Origin of the sequence: uncultured Dokdonia sp., from assembly GCF_947496725.1 — a bacterium.
Taxonomy (GTDB): Bacteria; Bacteroidota; Bacteroidia; order Flavobacteriales; family Flavobacteriaceae; genus Dokdonia.
The window spans coordinates 289,394-308,752 of the sequence record NZ_CANMDS010000001.1 but is presented as its reverse complement, the minus strand read 5'-3'; the positions used below and the strand labels follow the sequence as shown (position 1 = coordinate 308,752).

General features: G+C 37.6%; 13 protein-coding genes. 6 read left to right on the top strand and 7 right to left on the bottom strand.

What is annotated here, in order from left to right; genetic code table 11:
- The first annotated feature begins 259 nt into the window (after nucleotides 1-259).
- The 4 genes from dnaK to Q0948_RS01345 all read left to right on the top strand — a co-directional run bounded on the left by dnaK (nucleotide 260) and on the right by Q0948_RS01345 (nucleotide 9,262).
- Entirely contained in the window at nucleotides 260-2,164 is a 1,905-nt protein-coding gene (dnaK, locus tag Q0948_RS01360) for a molecular chaperone DnaK (protein ID WP_298348266.1), read from the top strand.
- A gap of 308 nt (nucleotides 2,165-2,472) precedes the next feature.
- Complete coding sequence (locus Q0948_RS01355; RefSeq protein ID WP_298348268.1) at nucleotides 2,473-6,300, top strand: gliding motility-associated C-terminal domain-containing protein; 3,828 nt, start codon at nucleotides 2,473-2,475, stop codon at nucleotides 6,298-6,300.
- 15 nt (nucleotides 6,301-6,315) lie between these two features.
- Nucleotides 6,316-7,236: a type IX secretion system membrane protein PorP/SprF gene (locus tag Q0948_RS01350; RefSeq protein WP_021778667.1), complete on the top strand. Its 921-nt coding sequence runs from the start codon at nucleotides 6,316-6,318 to the stop codon at nucleotides 7,234-7,236.
- Between the two features lies 1 nt (nucleotide 7,237).
- Nucleotides 7,238-9,262: an OmpA family protein gene (locus tag Q0948_RS01345; protein WP_298348271.1), complete on the top strand. Its 2,025-nt coding sequence runs from the start codon at nucleotides 7,238-7,240 to the stop codon at nucleotides 9,260-9,262.
- An 88-nt stretch (nucleotides 9,263-9,350) separates the two neighbouring features.
- Here Q0948_RS01345 and Q0948_RS01340 read toward each other — a convergent pair whose 3' ends face one another.
- Both Q0948_RS01340 and Q0948_RS01335 read right to left on the bottom strand, forming a co-directional pair.
- Nucleotides 9,351-10,007, bottom strand: coding sequence for an esterase (locus Q0948_RS01340; RefSeq protein ID WP_298348273.1), 657 nt, complete (start codon nucleotides 10,005-10,007; stop codon nucleotides 9,351-9,353).
- 96 nt (nucleotides 10,008-10,103) lie between these two features.
- Nucleotides 10,104-10,403, bottom strand: a complete 300-nt coding sequence (locus Q0948_RS01335; RefSeq protein WP_298348275.1) for an N-acetyltransferase — start codon at nucleotides 10,401-10,403, stop codon at nucleotides 10,104-10,106.
- A gap of 200 nt (nucleotides 10,404-10,603) precedes the next feature.
- On the opposite strand from Q0948_RS01335, the gene Q0948_RS01330 reads away from it, so the two are divergent.
- Both Q0948_RS01330 and Q0948_RS01325 read left to right on the top strand, forming a co-directional pair.
- Nucleotides 10,604-11,257 carry an alpha/beta hydrolase gene (locus Q0948_RS01330; RefSeq protein WP_298348277.1) on the top strand — a complete coding sequence of 218 codons (654 nt, stop codon included), beginning with the start codon at nucleotides 10,604-10,606 and terminating at the stop codon, nucleotides 11,255-11,257.
- Nucleotides 11,258-11,280: 23 nt separating this feature from the next.
- Nucleotides 11,281-12,240 (top strand): lytic transglycosylase domain-containing protein, encoded by a 960-nt coding sequence (locus Q0948_RS01325; protein ID WP_298348279.1) that lies wholly within the window; start codon nucleotides 11,281-11,283, stop codon nucleotides 12,238-12,240.
- Nucleotides 12,241-12,328: 88 nt separating this feature from the next.
- On the opposite strand, the gene Q0948_RS01320 is transcribed toward Q0948_RS01325, so the two are convergent.
- The 5 genes from Q0948_RS01320 to Q0948_RS01300 all read right to left on the bottom strand — a co-directional run bounded on the left by Q0948_RS01320 (nucleotide 12,329) and on the right by Q0948_RS01300 (nucleotide 19,183).
- Nucleotides 12,329-13,024: a hypothetical protein gene (locus tag Q0948_RS01320; protein WP_298348281.1), complete on the bottom strand. Its 696-nt coding sequence runs from the start codon at nucleotides 13,022-13,024 to the stop codon at nucleotides 12,329-12,331.
- Nucleotides 13,025-13,198: 174 nt separating this feature from the next.
- A complete protein-coding gene (locus Q0948_RS01315) occupies nucleotides 13,199-15,034 on the bottom strand; it encodes an OstA-like protein (RefSeq protein WP_298348283.1) in 1,836 nt (611 codons plus the stop codon).
- Between the two features lie 171 nt (nucleotides 15,035-15,205).
- Nucleotides 15,206-16,480, bottom strand: a complete 1,275-nt coding sequence (locus Q0948_RS01310; protein ID WP_298348285.1) for an adenylosuccinate synthase — start codon at nucleotides 16,478-16,480, stop codon at nucleotides 15,206-15,208.
- A gap of 7 nt (nucleotides 16,481-16,487) precedes the next feature.
- Nucleotides 16,488-16,943 carry a Fur family transcriptional regulator gene (locus Q0948_RS01305; RefSeq protein WP_021778676.1) on the bottom strand — a complete coding sequence of 152 codons (456 nt, stop codon included), beginning with the start codon at nucleotides 16,941-16,943 and terminating at the stop codon, nucleotides 16,488-16,490.
- Nucleotides 16,944-16,972: 29 nt separating this feature from the next.
- A complete protein-coding gene (locus Q0948_RS01300; RefSeq protein ID WP_298348288.1) occupies nucleotides 16,973-19,183 on the bottom strand; it encodes a RelA/SpoT family protein in 2,211 nt (736 codons plus the stop codon).
- Nucleotides 19,184-19,359 lie beyond the last annotated feature (176 nt).

Below are 19,359 nucleotides of genomic sequence, written 5' to 3'. Positions count from 1 at the left end.
TAAACAAAAGTTACGTTAAAATTATTTCAAATTATATGAAATCCCTTTTTGTAGTTGCTTGTAAGATGTTTGCTTTGCGATGGTTAATAGTTGGTTGATTAGAGTAGTGAGTGGTGCTATGTGGTTTTACGCTTTCGCGAAAGCGTAATTAAAACCTTTATTATTTAATAATGACACCTTGTCATACTTTGACCGATGGCATACTCCTTGTCTATTTGTGAGTGTTGAAAAAATTAAATAACACTTAAATACATATATAATGAGTAAAATAATAGGAATTGACTTGGGTACTACCAACTCGTGCGTTGCTGTAATGGAAGGTAACGAGCCTACGGTAATCCCTAATGCAGAAGGTAAGAGAACTACTCCATCTGTCATTGCCTTTGTAGAAGGTGGTGAGATTAAAGTAGGAGACCCTGCAAAAAGACAAGCTGTAACAAACCCTACAAAGACTATCGCTTCTGTAAAGCGTTTTATGGGTAACAAGTTTTCTGAATCTAGCAAAGAGGCAGAGCGTGCAGCATATAAAGTAGTAAAAGGTGACAATGATACACCACGTGTAGACATAGATGGCCGTTTATATACACCTCAAGAATTATCTGCAATGACGCTTCAAAAAATGAAGAAAACGGCAGAAGATTACTTAGGACAAGATGTAACAAGAGCTGTAATTACAGTTCCAGCATACTTTAACGATTCTCAACGTCAGGCTACAAAAGAAGCTGGAGAGATTGCAGGTCTTAAAGTAGAGCGTATCATAAATGAGCCTACAGCAGCAGCACTTGCTTATGGTCTTGATAAAAAAGATACAGATCAAAAAATCGTTGTTTTTGACTTTGGAGGAGGAACACACGATGTATCTATATTAGAACTAGGAGATGGCGTTTTTGAAGTATTATCTACAGATGGTGATACACACTTAGGTGGTGATGACGTAGATCAAAAAATCATAAACTGGCTAGCAGAAGAGTTTATTGCAGATGAGGATATGGACCTACGTAAAGACCCAATGGCTTTACAACGTCTTAAAGAAGCTGCAGAAAAGGCTAAGATTGAGCTTTCTTCTTCTACACAGACAGAAATTAACCTTCCTTATGTAACTGCAACGGCTTCTGGGCCTAAGCACTTAGTACGTACATTGAGCCGTGCAAAATTTGAAGCGTTAATAGACGACCTAGTAAAAAGAACAATAGAGCCTTGCCAGACAGCACTTAAATCTGCTGGATTAAGTACAGGAGATATCGATGAGATTATTCTTGTAGGAGGATCTACTCGTATCCCTGCAGTACAGGCAGCGGTAGAGAAGTTCTTTGGTAAAGCACCGTCAAAAGGAGTAAACCCAGATGAGGTTGTTGCCGTAGGAGCAGCAATACAAGGAGGAGTACTTACTGGAGATGTAAAAGATGTATTACTACTAGACGTAACACCACTTTCATTAGGTATTGAGACTATGGGTAATGTATTTACAAAACTTATAGAAGCAAACACTACAATACCTACTAAGAAGTCACAAGTATTCTCTACAGCGGCAGATAATCAGCCTAGTGTAGATATACACGTACTACAAGGTGAGCGCCCTATGGCGGCAGATAACAAAACGATAGGTCGTTTCCAGTTAACTGATATCCCACCAGCACAAAGAGGTGTACCACAAATTGAGGTAGCTTTTGATATTGATGCAAATGGTATCATCAAAGTAAGTGCAGTAGATAAAGCAACTGGAAAATCTCAAGATATTCGTATCGAGGCATCTTCTGGACTATCTGAAGAAGAAATTGCAAAGATGAAAGCAGAGGCAGAAGCAAATGCAGAGTCTGATAAAAAAGCAAAAGAAACTGCAGATAAAATAAACGAGGCAGATGGTATGATTTTCCAAACGGAAAAACAACTTACTGAGTTTGGTGATAAATTATCTGACGATAAGAAGAAGCCTATCGAAGATGCACTTGCAGAGCTTAAAGCAGCTTACGAGACTAAGTCTGTAGACGCGATTACTCCAGCACTAGATAAAATCAACGAAGCTTGGAAAGTTGCATCTGAAGAGATGTACAAAGCACAAGCAGATGCTGCTGGGCAACCAGGACCAGATGCACAAGCTGGACCAGATGCTGGCGGAGATACTGCTAGTGATGTAGAAGACGTAGACTTCGAAGAAGTTAAGTAATATTTACTAAGCGTAGTCGAAGTATAGATTTTTGAAGAAGTGAAATATTTGCTTAATAAAAATCAATAATTTACTGAGACACTATATATATGAAAATCCCTTTAACGTAAAGTTAAGGGGATTTTTTTTTGCGCTTTCGCGAAAGCGGTATTAAACGCATCACTACAAAATCTAATTTATAGAAGATAACGCATAGCTTTTTTGTAGTATTAATCATACAATTATGTAGTACAACTATACAAATAAGCACTATAACGAGTTTTTTATAGAGGTCTCACCTATATTTGCGACACTAAACCAGTCTAATTATGGGGAAATTATACCTGTTTCTTATCTTTTTTGTAACCGTAGCTACAACAACATTTGCACAATGTGGTGACACAGAGACTTTTACTGTCTGTGATATGACTGTTGTAGACGGTGATAACAACGGTACTCCAGATGGAATCATAAATCTATATGACGAGTTCTCTGCGCTGAGTGGTACAACGATTACTGCTGCAGATGGTATGTGGTTTGACCCAAACTTTAATTTTGCACTTGATGTGGTTACTGGTGATCTCTATTTATGGGATCTTGATAACTCTTCAGAACTAGATACAGACTATCAATTTGAATTTTTGAGCGGTACATCTGGCTGTCCAGAAGATGTGCAATACTTATTTAATATAGTACTAGGTCCTTATTCTGGTACTGTTGCAAACACGATGGATGGGGCAATAAATCTACAGGTATGCCAGCCTGCACCACCAGCAGAGTGTATGCAGTTTACAGAGATTGACTTGTTTCAAACTATGCTTTCTAATCCTAGTCCGCATAGTAATGGCGTCTGGACATATACTGGGTCGAGCCCTAATTTTGCATCTATATCTGGTAATCGTTTTCTTAATGTAAATATTCCATATCAAGAGGGTCCGCCGCTTGTAGATGAAGAGACATTTGAGCTAGTTTATACAGTGCCAGGTATAACACCTTGTGATGCAGAGCAGTCTACAACCGTCACAGTATCTGTGGTAAGAGAACCTTTTGCTGGATTTGCAAATCAATTTAATATCTGTGATACAGAACTTATAGCTGGTAATTATGATGGAGATATTGATTTATTAGAAGATGAGTTTTTAGTAAACGAAAATATAGAAGGAATATGGCTAGATGCGACAGATCCTACTGGTCAAATCACGGGTCCAGCAGATTCTGTAATTAATCTTGCTCAAGTTTATGCAGATCTAGTAATGAGTAACCCCAGGTTTGGATCACGAACTTACGAGTACCAATATTTTGTAGAAAGTAGGTCTACCGTTTGTAATGATGCGACAAGTACCATAGGTTTTACATTTTATGAATCGGTAAGACCTTTTAGTCAAAATGAAAATGAAGCAACATTTTGTACTACAGATGAAACGCTGGGAAGTTTAAATCTATATGATTATGTAGAATTTACTACAGAAAATGGAGTGCTGTATGATTATCCTAATAATGATTACACTAACTGGACATTGGTTTCTGGACCTTCAGATTTAGGATTAGTTTCTAACACAGGTGATATCGCTACAACGACAGAAGATCCAGAGTATACAAGTCAAGGTACTATAGATTTATCAAACCTCGATCCTCTCACAGCTGCTGGAACATATGTTTTTGAGTTTACTGTAGATGAGGAGTATAATGCAGAGGCAATAGAAGAACAAATTTTTGAAATACCTTACGGGTGTTCTTCAGAAATTAATGAGGATCATCCCTGTGATACTCAAACTACTCAAATTACCCTAATCATTACAAACCCAAACTATGCAGGAGAAGATACTGCAGATCTTGAATTTTGTGAGAATGAAGAAACACTTACACTTACAGATTTACTAGAGACAGATGGTGTACAAACAGTATATGTAGGGCCAGATGGTGTATGGACAGACACAGCAACATCTACTGTGGTAGATAATAACTTTGTCATTCCAGAAATTACTGGAGGTTCACAAACCTTTGATTTTGTATACAACACAACAACTAGCGCTAGTGACTGTACAGATAGTGCTACATTGAGCTTTACTATTTATGAGCAATATGAAGCCGGAGATGATACTCTGGTAGACATTTGCGGAAACAGTGAAGAGGTAGATCTTTTTACGCTACTAGAAGGAAGTCCAGATACTAATGGTACTTGGACGGGTCCAGATGGATACACTACTACAGATAATGTAGCAAATTATGATCCAGCGACTAATGCCGCAGGAGATTATGTATACACCGTGCCTAGCAATGAAAGTTGTGATGAAGATATGGCAACATTAAGTATAACGCTACTTGAGTTTCTGTATGCAGGAGAAGATACCGCAGGCGTAGAGATATGTGATGTAGATGCAGAGTCTCCTATTGATCTTATCAATTTATTAGATACAAATGATACAGATACTATTTATGAAGGAACACAAGGAGTGTGGACAGATACGGTAAGTGGCGAGGAAGTTGCAAATCCATTTTTATATGCAGAGATAGATGGGCAAGCGACCTTTAATTTTACTTATACGACAACTTCAGATGACGGTTGTATAGATAGTGCGACACTAGAGTTTACCATATTTGAAAGTGTAAGTGCAGGTGTAGACGCAATTTATGAGACCTGTGCTGTAGATGATGTTGTAAACTTATTTGACTTTTTAGAAGGTACTCCTGCTACAACGGGAACTTGGACAGGTCCTGATGGATATATAACTACAGATAATGAAGCAATTTTTGACCCTACAATAAATGCCGAAGGTAACTATATATATACGGCACCAGCAAACGGTGTTTGCGAAGCATTAAGTGCAACAGTTACAGTTTCATTTTTTGAAAATAATTATCCTGGAGAAGATACTGCTGGTGTTACTATTTGTGACGAGGCTGGATTTGTGAGTCTTATCTCATTGTTAGAAACAAACGGTGTTGAGGTTATTTATTCTGGACCTCTAGGTGAGTTTACAGATGCGGTAACAGGTGAAGTGGTAGATAACTTCTTTTTCTTTCCGGAGATAGATGGTGAGCAGGATTTTAGTTTTATATATGCGACCACTACAGAAAATGGTTGTGATGCCCAAGCTACACTAGACTTTACAGTCTTTGAGCAAGAAGATCCGGGTATTACCTCAAGTATTGTACTGTGTCAAGATGATGCGCCACTTGATTTATTTTTATCACTGTCTGGTACTCCAGATACAACAGGAACTTGGACAGGTCCTGGTGGTTATGTTTCTTCTTCAAGCGAAGCGATAATAGACCCTATGACCGCTCTAGATGGAGATTATATTTATACCATTGCTGCTACAGATGTGTGTCCAGAGGCCTTTGCTTGGGTAAATGTCACTGTAAACGGAATCGCAAATGCAGGAGAAGATCTAGACACCTTTATTTGTCCTGGTGATTATATACTCTCGCTTTTTGACTTTTTGAGCGATGGGGCAGATGTAACGGGACAGTTTATTAATCTAGATACATCGCTTACTATAGAGGATGGATTACTGTCTATAGGTGATTTTGAACCTGGGACATTCTCATATATGTACCTCGTAGAAAATGACAACTGTGGTGATGATGATGCGACTATCAATTTTACTATAACTGCGATAGATACACCTTCGGTAGCAAATCCAGAGACGTTTTGTATTAATGATGATCAGACTTTGGGAGATATTTTAGTTACTGGAGCGGCAGTTTATAATTGGTACGCTTTCGCGGAAGCGGGCTCCCCCTTACCATTATCCACATTGCTAGAAAATAATGTCACGTATTATGTGGCTGCCATAGATGAAAATGGTTGTGAGTCTGAAAGAGTTTCATACCTAGCCGATATCTTACCACTTACAGATGGTAGCTGCCAACAAGAGATATCTGACGGGGTGTCTGACAATGGTGATGGTCAAAACGATTTTCTAGACTTAGGAACGTACCCAGATTTATATCCAAATTTTGATATTCAAATCTTTAATAGATACGGAACGATCGTGTATAGAGGAAATAAAAATACTCCAGCCTTTGACGGAAGTGCAAACACGGGCTCAGGACTAGGAGATCAATTACCTACGGGTGTGTATTTCTATATCCTTTATCCAAACGACTCGGAGACAGAACCTATAGACGGTAACTTTTACTTAAGTAGATAAAATAAAAAGCATATTATGAAATTTAGATTATTCATACTAGCGGCATTTTGTAGTTTATCTACGCTCGCACAACAAGAACCACAGTACACGCAGTATATGTACAATCAGGGTGTGGTAAACCCTGCATATATGATTAATGAGCCAGGACTCATACGCATAGGGAGTCTATACAGATCGCAATGGGTAGGTCTTGAAGGAGCTCCTACCACAGCAAACGTTTTTGCAAACATCCCACTCAACGAGCGAGTAGAGATAGGTGTTAATTATGTAAATGACCAGATAGGAGATGTACTTACTACAAATAATTTTAATGTAAACTTTGCTTACAGAATTAATGTAGCAGAAAGTACTAATCTATCATTTGGGTTAAAACTAGGGGTAGATAACCAGAGTCTTGATTTTACGGGGCAAAATATTACAAGTGACCAAGCCTTTCAAAATGGCCAGACAACATCTCTTAATGTAGGTGCTGGGGTATTTCTCTTTAAAGAAAATTATTACGTAGGCTTAAGTTCTCCTAGTGTGATTCCTTATAAAATAGAAAATAGATTTGAAGATGGAGGAAGCTCTGTACTTTATAAAAAGGATCCTACTGCTTACTTAATGGCTGGATATGTTTATGAGGTGACAGATATGCTCAAGATCAAGCCTTCTGGTGTAGCAAAGTGGGTGAGTGGTGCACCACTTACTTTTGACCTCTCTGTAAACGCACTTTATGATGATAAATTTGAGCTAGGTGTCTCATATAGACATCAAGATGCTATCGCAGCTCTTGCCGGCTTTAATATCACAAACAGTCTCAAATTAGGTTATAGCTACGATTTTAATGTAAGTGATCTTAACAGCTTTAATAATGGGAGTCACGAGATTGTATTGTTATACACTTTTGACATATTAGGCTTACAGAAAAGATACATCTCACCTAGATTTTATTAAGATGAAAAATATATACCTACTACTAGCAATACTGTGCCTGAGTACAACAGTCATTGCACAATCTAAAAAAGGAGATCGGTTCTTTAAGAGAGGAGATTATATAGGTGCTGCACATTATTATGAGCAAGCACTTAAGGATAATAACTCTAAAGAAAACTTAAGTAAAGTAATAGATGCATACTACTTAGGTCAAGATTATAAAAGTGCAGCCTTATATCTTAATCAACTTGTAAATGAGCGTTTTAATGATCAAGATAGAGCGTTTGATAATGAATTTAATTTTAAAATGTACCACGCACTAACGGTCACCGGTGAGGGCGCAGAGGCATTAAACTATCTTGAAGCTTATTATAAAAACAAAGGAGAAGATTTTGATAAAACTAAAGCGCTAGAAACAGTCAAAGCCTTATCTAGCAGTAATCCTAAATTTGATGCTACAAAGAGTAACATAAGCTCAGAGGCAGATGATTTTGGACCTGTACGTGTAGGTGATAGTGTATTCTTTACCTCAGACCGTCTCAATGATGAGGTTTTTAGAACTTTATTTGCAAAACGTTTTAAGTCTACGCAAAGACCATTTCTCGATATTTATGGAGTACGAGTTAATGATAAAAATGAACTAGCTGGTGAAGCCGTTCGTTTGGGTCAAGGTGTAAATTCTTCATTGCACGATGGTAACATAAGCTTTAACGCTGCAGGTGATGAGATGTACATCTCACGTAGCGCTTATGAAAAAAGTGATTCAAAAAGAATTTTTGATGAAGAAGGGACTAACCGTGTTCACTTATATAAAAGTGTGCGCATAGATGAGGTTTGGAGAGAGGCAGAGCGATTACCTTTTGTAAAGGAGGAATTTTCATATATGCACCCTACACTTTCTAAAGATGGTAAGCGTCTTTACTTTGCTTCAGATATGGATGGCGGTCTAGGTGGTTATGATATTTATTATGTCACGGTACACCTTGATGGCTCTTATGGTACACCCGTAAATTTAGGACCTACTATAAATACAGTTCACAGAGAGCAATTTCCTTATGTGTCAGACAGTGGGGACTTATACTTTGCTACAGACGGAAGATTAGGACTAGGATTATTAGACATCTTTGTAGCCCCACTTACCGTAAAAGGGTTTACAGAACCTATTAATCTAGGTGCACCTGTAAACTCGTCTTATGATGACTTTAGTCTCACATACTACTCTCAAAACGAAGGTCTTTTTGCAACAAGCAGAAGTGGAAAAGATGATGATATTTATAGTTTTGTCCAGACAGGTGAGCTTATTACTAGAAAGTTTAACTCACGATTTGAAATAAGAGATGCTGTGACAAATGAGTTAATAAGTGATGCAACTATAAAGATTATAGGATATCAAGGAAAAGAAATTTACAGCAAGACACAAGCCGCTACGGACACTTTTACCGTGCCACTTACTGTAGATGATTATACATTTATAGGTTCTGGAGATAACCACGAGCAAGGTAGCTTAGACTTCCAGATAAGAGGCGTGCAAGAAGCTCCTTATGTGATTAAAGTAAATCGCATATTTACCGAGTCCGAACTCACGATGATGAAACAAAAGAATCTTGCAAAAGATCTTAAAGATAAGGACCCTAGTCGCTTTGAGTTACTCACAGACACACAGTCGCCACAAGTGGTAGAAAAAGAAGGTAAGCTATTTATAGATGTAGCTCCTATTTACTTTGATTTTGATTTATACAGTATAAGAGAAGATTCTCAAGTTGTACTCGATGAGCTTGCTGCAAAGCTTATAAAGTATAAACGTATCAAAATGAAAATACAATCTCATACAGATAGTCGTGGGCCAGAGGCATATAATGTTCCGTTATCACAAAACAGAGCAAAAGCTACCTTTGATTATCTTGTAGAAAAAGGAATAGACCCTACTCGCATACAGTATCAAGGTTATGGTAACAGCCAGCCAGTAGTATATTGTCCAGCTGGACGATGTACAGAAGAGGAACACCAGCTCAACAGGCGTAGTGAGTTTGAGATAACAGGTTACTAGAGATATAATCATTCATAAAAAAAGCAACAGTCTATGTTGCTTTTTTTTTGGGTTTACGCTTTCGCGAAAGCGTACTCATAACCAGTACTTACATAAGTTGAGTACTTATCTCATTTATAAACGGAACGTGCACCTCGTGCTTTCCTTTAAACACCTGCACATTTAACCTTTCTCCAAACAACGCCGAACCTTTGAGCTGTTGCTCTGTCTTACGGGCTTCTGTGATGTACTCATCCTCATCTCCATAGAGATAAGTAACTGTAGTGCTTTGTGGTAAATAATTAAAGTCTGTTGCTTCGAGTTCTTGAGGTATCGCACCAGAGTGTAGCAGTAGATAATCACAAGATAGCGCTCTGTGTGCCATCCAGCGGGTGAGTATAGAGACTCCTTGCGAGTAACCCATAAAGATAAAGCGTACTTCTTGATTTCCTATTTTCTCAAGTTCTTTGCTCCACATTGCATCTAGATAGGCAAAGAGATTTTCTTTCTCGGTTTCTATATTTTCTCTAGTGAGCCAGCTTGCACCTATGTATTTAAAACGTTTATCTTGATAGTACTTACTAGGCGCCTGTGGTGCTATGATATAATTTTCGGTAGTATCTAGAGCCTTAAAGTACTTGATAAAATATTTTGATAAATACCCCATACCGTGTAGTGCTACCCATACATTTTTAGTCTGTGAGGTTACATCATTAAGTGTGGTATACGTATTAGTATGCGTGTAGGTTATACTATTTTCTTCCATAGGTGATAAAAGTAGAAAAGCTTGTAGAATCTTGTTAGTAATAAGACATAAAAAAAACCACTCGATAGAGTGGTTTTAGATTGCTTTGAGAGCAATTTATATGTTAATACCTACTGGTAGTAGCTTTTTGTACTTACGGCGGTTAGAGCGCATAAATTTTGCAATTTCTGGGCTTGTAGGGACGAGGTTAATCTCTCTATCTGCTACTTCCTTAAAAACGGCAACTATAAACTCGTTCATATGGTCTTCTGTGCCTTCTGGCATAAATATTTTAGTGAGGAAGATCTTACGTTCTTGTAAGGAATATTCCATTTTTGCAAGCTTTCCGTCAAAGGTAGTTTCGAATTGTCTTAGAAACTCATTGTCTGTCAATTCAATTGCTGTTGTAGCCTCCATAAATTTTGAAAAATATTTAGTATTTGTAATATAATTAACACGTAATAAGAAATCACTCTTTAGTTTTATGCGCTGTAAACGCTAGTATTTGAGAATATTTTTAAAACATATGAATTTCTTAATAAGAAAGTGTTGCAAATTTACAAAAAATTCCCGAAATAGGCCACAGCTTCTATGTTAAACCCTTATTCCTAAGTAAGATGATACACGTGTATTTGATGCCTGGTATGGCTGCAAATCCTTCTATATTTGAAAACATAAGCTTACCGAGTGCTTCTTACACTACGCACTTACTAGAGTGGCAGCTGCCAGAACCTGGCGAGTCACTGTCACAGTATGCCCTACGTATGACACAGTTTATAAAGCACGATGATATTGTGTTGCTAGGTGTGAGCTTTGGTGGTGTGCTCGTACAAGAGATGGCAAAGCATATCAAGGTACGCAAGCTCATACTAGTAAGCACTGTAAAAAGTAAGTATGAATTACCCAGGAGAATGAAGCTTTCGCGAAAGCTAAAACTCTACAAAGCACTTCCAGCCAGTCTTATAGAAGATGTTGATAAACTTGCAAAATATGCCTTTGGAGAAACCATAAAAAACCGCGTAGATTTGTACCAGAAATATCTATCTATGAATGATAGAAGATATATGAAGTGGGCGGTAAAAGAAATGGTGTGCTGGGATCAAGAAACCCCTACAGAAAATGCGATACATATACACGGTACGGCAGATAAGGTGTTTCCAGTCAAGTATATAAAAAACTGTATAGAGGTTCAAGATGGAACACATATAATGGTGATAACTCGAGCAAAATGGTTTAATGAACATTTGCCAAAACTCATTGGAAATGAGTAAATTGATTTAAAATTGAAAAGACTATGATAATGATGAAGAAAATTTTTGCAGGTGTGGCGATAGTCGCAGTTGCCGGTCTTGTTATAAACTCTGCAAAGGCTCCACAAGAGCAAGAGGAAGAACAAGTACCCGTGCAAGATGAAAAAGTACAAACCGAAAAGCTTATAAATGACTATAATGTATATGCCATCCCTATGCCAGATGGACTCAACTTTGCTGGAGAGGAAGTGCCTGTACAAAATCCAGATATTAAGGAACGTATGGATCGCGAACTTCTGGTAAATACCTACTGGCAGTCTAATGCGTTATTACTTTTTAAAAGAGCGCATAAATACTTTCCCATCATAGAGCCCATACTTGCAGAAGAGGGCGTGCCAGATGATCTTAAATACCTTGCCGTTATTGAGAGTGGTCTTACACAGGCGGTATCACCTGCAAGAGCCACAGGTTTCTGGCAAATTATGAAAGAAACGGGTAAAGAGTACGGTCTAGAAGTAAACAGCAATGTAGATGAGCGTTACCACATAGAGAAGTCTACAAGGGCTGCTTGCCAGTACTTAAAGAAATCTAAAGAACGTTTTGGAAACTGGACGGCTGCTGCTGCTGCATATAATGCAGGTAACTATGGTGTCTCACGTCGCTTTGAAGAGCAAAATGTAAATGATTATTATGACCTACTTCTAGGTGAAGAGACTGGGAGATATGTCTTTAGAATTATCGCGCTTAAAGAGATTCTTAATAACCCAAAAAAGTATGGATTTAATTATAGAACAGAAGACTTGTATACCGCTGTACCTACATACAAGGTAGAAGTTGATACAGCAGTTACAGATTTTGTAAAATTTGCTGAGCGTTTTGGGATTAATTATAAGATTTTAAAAATACATAACCCTTGGTTGAGAGAGCCTAAGCTCAATAACAGCTCAAGAAAGAAATATTATATAGAGATACCTAAACAAGGAGCATACTCTTTAGGAAGATAATAATGTAACAACACATCGTTGTAAATGAAAAGCCTGACAGAAGTATTACTGTCAGGCTTTTTCTATTATTCAAGATATAATGAAGGTATTATTTGTTTATCACGATGGGGGCCTCGCTCAATGTTTCTTGTTTAAAAAGAAGCTCTGTGAGTAAATTTTTATAAAGATCATAATTCTCAAGGGCGGCATCTTTTTCATCTTTTGCCATTTTATTTGAGAGTCTTCTTTTTATATTAATAATTGTCTTGTCTGATGTTATGGTATAAGCAAGAGGTAGACCTAAGGAGTGCTTAAGATTTTTAATAATCTGTGTGTACTTGTTATCTGAGTCATCTACGTAAAGCACATCAATATTACGATGATATCCTTTTGCTAGTTTTTTTACTTCCTTATTGTTTCCCCAGTGCAGTAATATAATAGATACGTCATCTCCATACTGGGCTGCTAGTTCATTAAGAGCCGCTTGTTCTCCTTTACAATTTATACGCCAGCTAGAGTAGGTGAGTAGCATTACTGGTTTTGTATACTCATTAAGTGCTACCGCTTTTTTAGAAAGTTTAGTCACCGTAAAATTGTCCATTAGAGACCCTGTGATTTTATCTTCGACAAGATTATCAAAAAGTACTTTGACTTTATCTTGTTCTAAATTTCTAATAGCGTCTTCAGCTTGTAAAAGATAGGCAGGTAGGTGCGTGTCTAGCACATCAGAAAAAAACAGTTGAGAGTTTTGAGCCGATAGTGTAATGTGTGCAGTAAGAAGGAGTGTAAGTAATAATCTTCCCATAATCATACCTTTATACTAACAAGGTATGCGAGTAAGATCTAAAAAAGAAATTTTTTCGTCCAAGCACTTGAAAATTAGGTCAAAATGCTCGTTTTAGGCATTTTATCACCCTTATTTATAACAAATATCTTGTAAAATCTATTTTTATTAAGAATATGATATTTATAAGTATCCTTAGTTATTTCCACTTTTTTTAATAACTGGGATTACTTTTGGTTTAGTGGGGATTGATGTAGGTGCAGTAGCTCTCTGTTGAGCGGCTTTTTCATTACGTTCAATTAATGACTCTCTTTGTTTTGTGCTTTCATCATCAGAAGATTCAGTACCGTATTGTGGTTTATTTTCTTCTCTATTTTGTAACGTGCCCTCACTTATATCTGAGTTTTCTGAAAGTGGAGGTTTCTCACCATCATCTGGTGTGCTGAAGAAACCTTCATCTATTTCTGGAAGAGGTATTCCCTGTATTTTTGTAAGTGTAAAAGGTGCCTCACCTTTAAAAATATCTTCTTTGCTTAGTAGTCGCTCATCACCACGCCAGTTAAACCCTTCAAAGGTTTGTGGCTCCTCTAGAAATTGAGACTCAGGAAAAATATTACCTCCAGGGCTCTTTATTTTATTAATCTCATCTATAGTGTTCTCAAAAAATGTAATCTCTATTCTTGCAGATTTGCCCCTATCTATGCCGGTGAGATCTCCATTATCTTCTCGCATATACATTATGGTCTCGGCATTGTTTATAATGTTTACTTGCTTAAGCGCATTATTATCATCAAAAAAACCATACAGCTTTTGACCCTTAATCTGGTTAAACCCAGAGATGGTATCCTTTTGAGCGATAAAAGCATTATTAAAAACTTTGAGCGAATCTATTTTTTCTGTCTCTGTATTGCTTATGAGGTGTATGCTATCACCCGTGATCTGGCTTTCTTCACTCCATAAAATGGGCTTGTATATCATCTGTGTAAGACCTGTGCGCTGGTTACTGTGTAGTGAGTCACTCTTACCACTCATATTACTCTTGTAGAGCTTTACGTTTTTATAAGCACGCATTATACGATTCTCTGGCTTACCAGTTAGCATTAATTTATCTCCGTGTACATATACAGAGTCATTATCTTCTACAGTAATAGCAACGGCTCTTTGCGTTATAAGTACGGAGTCTTTTGCTCTATAAACCTCTGCATAATGCCCTTTTACTAGACTTCTATTAAGGGTGTCAAGTACTTTTATATTATTAGTAGCGCTTGCAAAATTGCGATTTCTATCAAAATAAAGACTATCCCCATACACTTGCCTGTTATCATAATCTATACGAGAATTTTTTACAAAATAGCCATAATCATTTGCGGTATCATAAAACCCACGTTCACAATACACCTTAGAAGTCTTACTTGTAATCGTTGTTGGGCCGTATAGATAAGCGTGTTCTGGCACACTATAAAAATCTAATTGCTCACTGTTTATAGTGTACTCAGGGTTTTTTACCACCACATCACTTATAAATGAGATTTTATCTTGCTCTATATAATAACGCCCCACACGGCTTGTAATCTTACTATTAGGAGAGGTTACAACACCACCAGTTCTGTAATAAGCCTGCTGTGTGGTACGGTTAAAATACATTGTATCTGTAGTGACGGTGGTCGTATCCTTTTTTAGAAATACGTCACCAGCGGCATAGGCAAACTTTGTTTTACCATTATACTCGATGTATTTACTACGCATAGAGACAGAGTCGCCTTGTTTGAGTCTTACATTTCGGTAAGCTTTTACAAAGTTTTCTTCTTTGTAAAAAAAGGCAAGATCACACCACATCTCTGCACCTTCGTGCTCTATGTAAACTTGCTCGTTATTGTTTTTCTGTAAAAGGATTGCTCCAGGAAACTCCTCTTCATTTATACGCTCTATGGGAGATTCTATATAGATGAGCTTTGAGGGTTGTTCTTGCGCTTTCGCGAAAGCGGAAAAAAATATAATCCCAGCTAGTAAGATGTAGTACTTGTAGTTCATTAATTTCAAAAATAATCAAATTGCTAGCCTTAACCGTTAGCGCATTATCAAAATATAGTTTGTAAACACTAAAACGTTGCTATATGCCAAAGCGTATGTAGCGATGTGTCTATATATAAAAAGAGCCTTCAGACTTGTGTCTGAAGGCTCTTTACGTATTGTAGATACTTACTATCTAAGGATAGTTTGTGTTCTATCTGGACCTACAGATACTATCTTGATAGGAGTCTCTAGCTCTTTTTCTAGATAGTCTATGTAGTCGTTAAGCTCTTTAGGTAGTTGCTCTGCCTTAGTCATACCTGTAAGGTCTTCAGACCATCCTGGCATATCTTTATATACAACTTCTACGTTTTCTGGCTCTATGTTATATGGAAGGTGCTCAATAGTCTCTCCTTTATATTTATAAGCCGTACATACTTTTAAGGTTTTAAAACCAGAAAGTACATCACCCTTCATCATCATAAGTTGTGTTACACCATTAACGCGCACAGCATACTTGAGTGCTACTAGATCGAGCCATCCACAACGACGCGCTCTACCCGTAGTTGCTCCAAACTCGTTACCTACACGTCCCATAGTCTCACCATCCTCATCAAAAAGTTCTGTAGGAAATGGTCCAGAGCCTACACGTGTTGTGTATGCTTTAAATATCCCAAATACTTCACCTATTTGATTAGGAGGAACTCCAAGACCAGTACAAGCACCAGCCGCAGTCGTGTTTGAAGAAGTTACAAAAGGATACGTGCCAAAATCAATATCTAGAAGTGATCCTTGTGCTCCCTCTGCAAGTATAGATTTACCGCCTTTTTGAGCTTGGTATAGGTACTCTTCTGAGTCTATAAATTGTAAGGTCTTAAGCGTCTTTATTGCTGCAAAAAATTCTGATTCTAGTTCTTCTAGGTCGTACTCAATTTTTGCATCATAAAAGTCTATCATAGAGATATGCTTATCTCTAAGAGTTGCATAACGATCTTTCCAGTCTGCAAGCTCTAGATCACCTACACGTATACCGTTACGACCTGTTTTATCCATATAAGTAGGTCCTATTCCTTTAAGAGTAGATCCTATTTTTGCTTTTCCTTTTGAAGCTTCAGAGGCAGCATCAAGTAAGCGGTGGGTAGGAAGTATAAGGTGAGCTTTACGCGAGATTACCATTTTTGCTTTATAGTCAAGACCTTCAAACTTGTCTAAGTTTTGTAGCTCTTTCTTAAAAATCACTGGATCTATCACCACACCATTACCTATGACATTCATAGCATTGTCGTGAAAAATTCCAGAAGGAATCGTATGTAGTACGTGTTTTATACCATCAAACTCAAGTGTGTGACCAGCGTTAGGTCCTCCTTGAAAACGTGCAATGATATCGTAGTCTTTTGTAAGGACATCTACAATTTTTCCTTTTCCTTCGTCGCCCCATTGGAGGCCTAGTAGTAAATCTACTGCCATTGTTATATTAGTTAGTCGTGTTTTTCTTTCCGTAAAAGTATAGGGAGTGCTTGTCTATAGTAATATCAAAAACCTCTTCTATGGTTTTTTTTATAGACTGTATGCGGGGGTCACAAAATTCTATAACCTCTCCAGTATCTGTAAGAATTACGTGATCGTGCTGCTTGTCAAAATATGATTTCTCATACTGCGCTTGGTTGTTACCAAACTGGTGCTTACGCACGAGTCCACATTCTAATAAAAGTTCTATTGTGTTGTATAGTGTTGCACGGCTTACACGATAGTTCTTATTTTTCATACTAATGTAAAGCGCTTCTATATCAAAGTGCTCTTCATTGCTGTATATTTCGTGTAGTATAGCAAAGCGCTCTGGCGTCTTGCGGTGGCCTTTTTCTTCTAGATAGGCTGTAAAAACGCCTTTTACAACGTCTTGATCCTTATTGATAGTAGCTTTTAGTGGCATCGTTTATAATAAAGGACGAATTTACGGATTTAAACTCGAGTCACTTGGTCGATACCATCTATTTTTTTGAGATTTTCTATTAAGGTTTTCAACAATGCATTGTTTCTTACCACAACGGTTATGTTGCCTTTAAAAATCCCTCCTTGAGTGGTAAAACTCAGTCCTTTTATATCTACATTAAGATGGTTTGATATCTCTGCTGTTACCGTGTTTACAAGACCTAAGTTATCAATTCCTGTAAGTTTAATGTCTGTTTGATATCCTGTGTCTGAGGAATCTACCCACTTTGCTTTAATAATTCTGTAGGCGTAGTTGCTACGCATAGCAATGGCATTAGGGCAATTATTTTTGTGAACTTTTATACCGTCTTTTATGGTTGTAAACCCAAAAACAGCATCACCCGGTATAGGGCTACAACATTTTGCAAAGGTGTAATCTAGCTTTTGATCTTCAGGACCAAAAACAAGGGAGTCAAAATTATTTGTAATCTCGTCCTTATGTATATCTGGCGGACTGTTAGGTTTTCTAATCTTACTTTTAATAAAACTCATTAAGGCATTGCTGCGTTGTGCGGCAAATTCCTTTATCATTTTATTATCAATCGTTCCATTACCCACACGGTAAAAGAGGTCTAAGCTTGTGTTGAGTTTAAAATAAGATACAAGCTCGTTTATCGTTTTTTCATTAAGCGGTATTTTCTGCGATTTCAGTTTTCTGGCGAGTATTGCCTTACCATCATCTGCTAGTTCTTTTTTCTCGTCTTTGAGTGAAGATTTTATTTTGGCTCTTGCACGTGCTGTAGTCGCATAGTCTAACCAGTTATTTGTAGGGTGTGCAGACTCAGAGGTGATAATCTCAACTTGATCACCACTTTTGAGCGTGTGGCTAAGAGGTACAAGTTTACCATTTACTCTAGAGCCACGCGTATGCAAACCAACCTCCGTATGCACGCTAAATGCAAAATCAAGCGGTGTTGCACCCTTAGGTAGCGATTTAAGCTCTCCCTGAGGTGTAAAGACAAATATCTCTTTATTATATAAGTTGAGTTTAAAGTTTTCTACAAAGTCTACCGCATTCTGGTCTGGATTTTCTAGTGCTTCTTGTAGTCTGTTTATCCACTCATCAAGGCTAGATTCTCCTTCTTTACCTTCCTTGTATTTATAGTGAGCCGCATATCCTTTTTCGGCAATTTCATTCATACGGTCAGAGCGTATCTGTACTTCAACCCATCTGCCTTTAAGCCCCATTACAGTAATGTGTAAGGCCTCATATCCCGTAGATTTTGGTGAAGAAATCCAGTCGCGTAGTCTCGTAGGGTTAGGTCTAAAGTGATCTGTTACGATAGAATAAATTTTCCAGGCGAGGAATTTTTCATTTGCCTTATCACTTTTATAGATGATACGTATGGCAAACTTGTCATACACCTCGTCAAAGGTGACACCCTGAGCAAGAATTTTGCGTCGTATGCTGTATATAGATTTTGGTCTACCTTTTATCTCATAAGTAAGTCCTTCTTCATCTAGTGAGTCTTCTATTACCTTCTTAAAGTCCTTTATATATTGATCTTGCTGGGCTTTACTCTCTGTAATCTTACTAGAGATATCTTTATATACATCTGGCTCTGTATATTTAAGGCTAAGATCTTCTAGTTCAGTCTTAATGTTGTACAAGCCCATTCTGTGAGCAAGTGGAGCGTAGATGTAGAGTGTCTCGCTGGCAATTTTAGACTGCTTATCTGCACGCATAGCATCCATAGTTTGCATATTGTGCAATCTATCTGCTATCTTAATGATGATCACACGTGGGTCATCATTAATAGTGAGGAGCATTTTTCTAAAGTTTTCTGCTTGCAGCGATACGTCTCTGTCCTTTTTTAGACTTGATATTTTTGTAAGTCCATCTACTATACGGGCAACCGTCTCGCCAAACATTTGTTCAAGATCTGCAAGGGTATACTCTGTGTCTTCTACCACATCGTGTAGTAATGCACTCGCTATAGAGGTAGCATCAAGTCCTATCTCACTTGCAACTATTTGAGCCACAGCAAGAGGGTGGAAGATGTAAGCCTCCCCAGACTTGCGACGTTGCGATTTATGCGCATCTACCGCAACCTCAAACGCTTTTCTTATCATCTTCTTGTCCTCATCGGTCAAGGTTTGATAACTTATGCGCAAGAGCTTTTTGTACTGTCTTGTCAGCTCTTTATTTTCTGCTTCTATAAATTCTGCGGTTAACTCCATATGATATATTAAATGTACCAAATTCTACTTTATGAACAACATATTTTTAAGACATCTTAAGCTGTTTTAGAAAATGTCTATAAATAGAGAATTCTATTAAAGTTTCTTTTTTACGCTTTCGCGAAAGCGTAACAATAATACCACATCACCTACTTATAAATGACAGCATACTGAGC

What these genes read in the sequence shown, in the direction of transcription:
- dnaK (WP_298348266.1), top strand. Translation starts at nt 260, where the DNA reads ATGAGTAAAATAATAGGAATTGACTTGGGTACTACCAACTCGTGCGTT.
- Q0948_RS01355 (WP_298348268.1), top strand. Translation starts at nt 2,473, where the DNA reads ATGGGGAAATTATACCTGTTTCTTATCTTTTTTGTAACCGTAGCTACA.
- Q0948_RS01350 (WP_021778667.1), top strand. Translation starts at nt 6,316, where the DNA reads ATGAAATTTAGATTATTCATACTAGCGGCATTTTGTAGTTTATCTACG.
- Q0948_RS01345 (WP_298348271.1), top strand. Translation starts at nt 7,238, where the DNA reads ATGAAAAATATATACCTACTACTAGCAATACTGTGCCTGAGTACAACA.
- Q0948_RS01340 (WP_298348273.1), bottom strand. Translation starts at nt 10,007, where the DNA reads ATGGAAGAAAATAGTATAACCTACACGCATACTAATACGTATACCACA.
- Q0948_RS01335 (WP_298348275.1), bottom strand. Translation starts at nt 10,403, where the DNA reads ATGGAGGCTACAACAGCAATTGAATTGACAGACAATGAGTTTCTAAGA.
- Q0948_RS01330 (WP_298348277.1), top strand. Translation starts at nt 10,604, where the DNA reads ATGATACACGTGTATTTGATGCCTGGTATGGCTGCAAATCCTTCTATA.
- Q0948_RS01325 (WP_298348279.1), top strand. Translation starts at nt 11,281, where the DNA reads ATGATAATGATGAAGAAAATTTTTGCAGGTGTGGCGATAGTCGCAGTT.
- Q0948_RS01320 (WP_298348281.1), bottom strand. Translation starts at nt 13,024, where the DNA reads ATGGGAAGATTATTACTTACACTCCTTCTTACTGCACACATTACACTA.
- Q0948_RS01315 (WP_298348283.1), bottom strand. Translation starts at nt 15,034, where the DNA reads ATGAACTACAAGTACTACATCTTACTAGCTGGGATTATATTTTTTTCC.
- Q0948_RS01310 (WP_298348285.1), bottom strand. Translation starts at nt 16,480, where the DNA reads ATGGCAGTAGATTTACTACTAGGCCTCCAATGGGGCGACGAAGGAAAA.
- Q0948_RS01305 (WP_021778676.1), bottom strand. Translation starts at nt 16,943, where the DNA reads ATGCCACTAAAAGCTACTATCAATAAGGATCAAGACGTTGTAAAAGGC.
- Q0948_RS01300 (WP_298348288.1), bottom strand. Translation starts at nt 19,183, where the DNA reads ATGGAGTTAACCGCAGAATTTATAGAAGCAGAAAATAAAGAGCTGACA.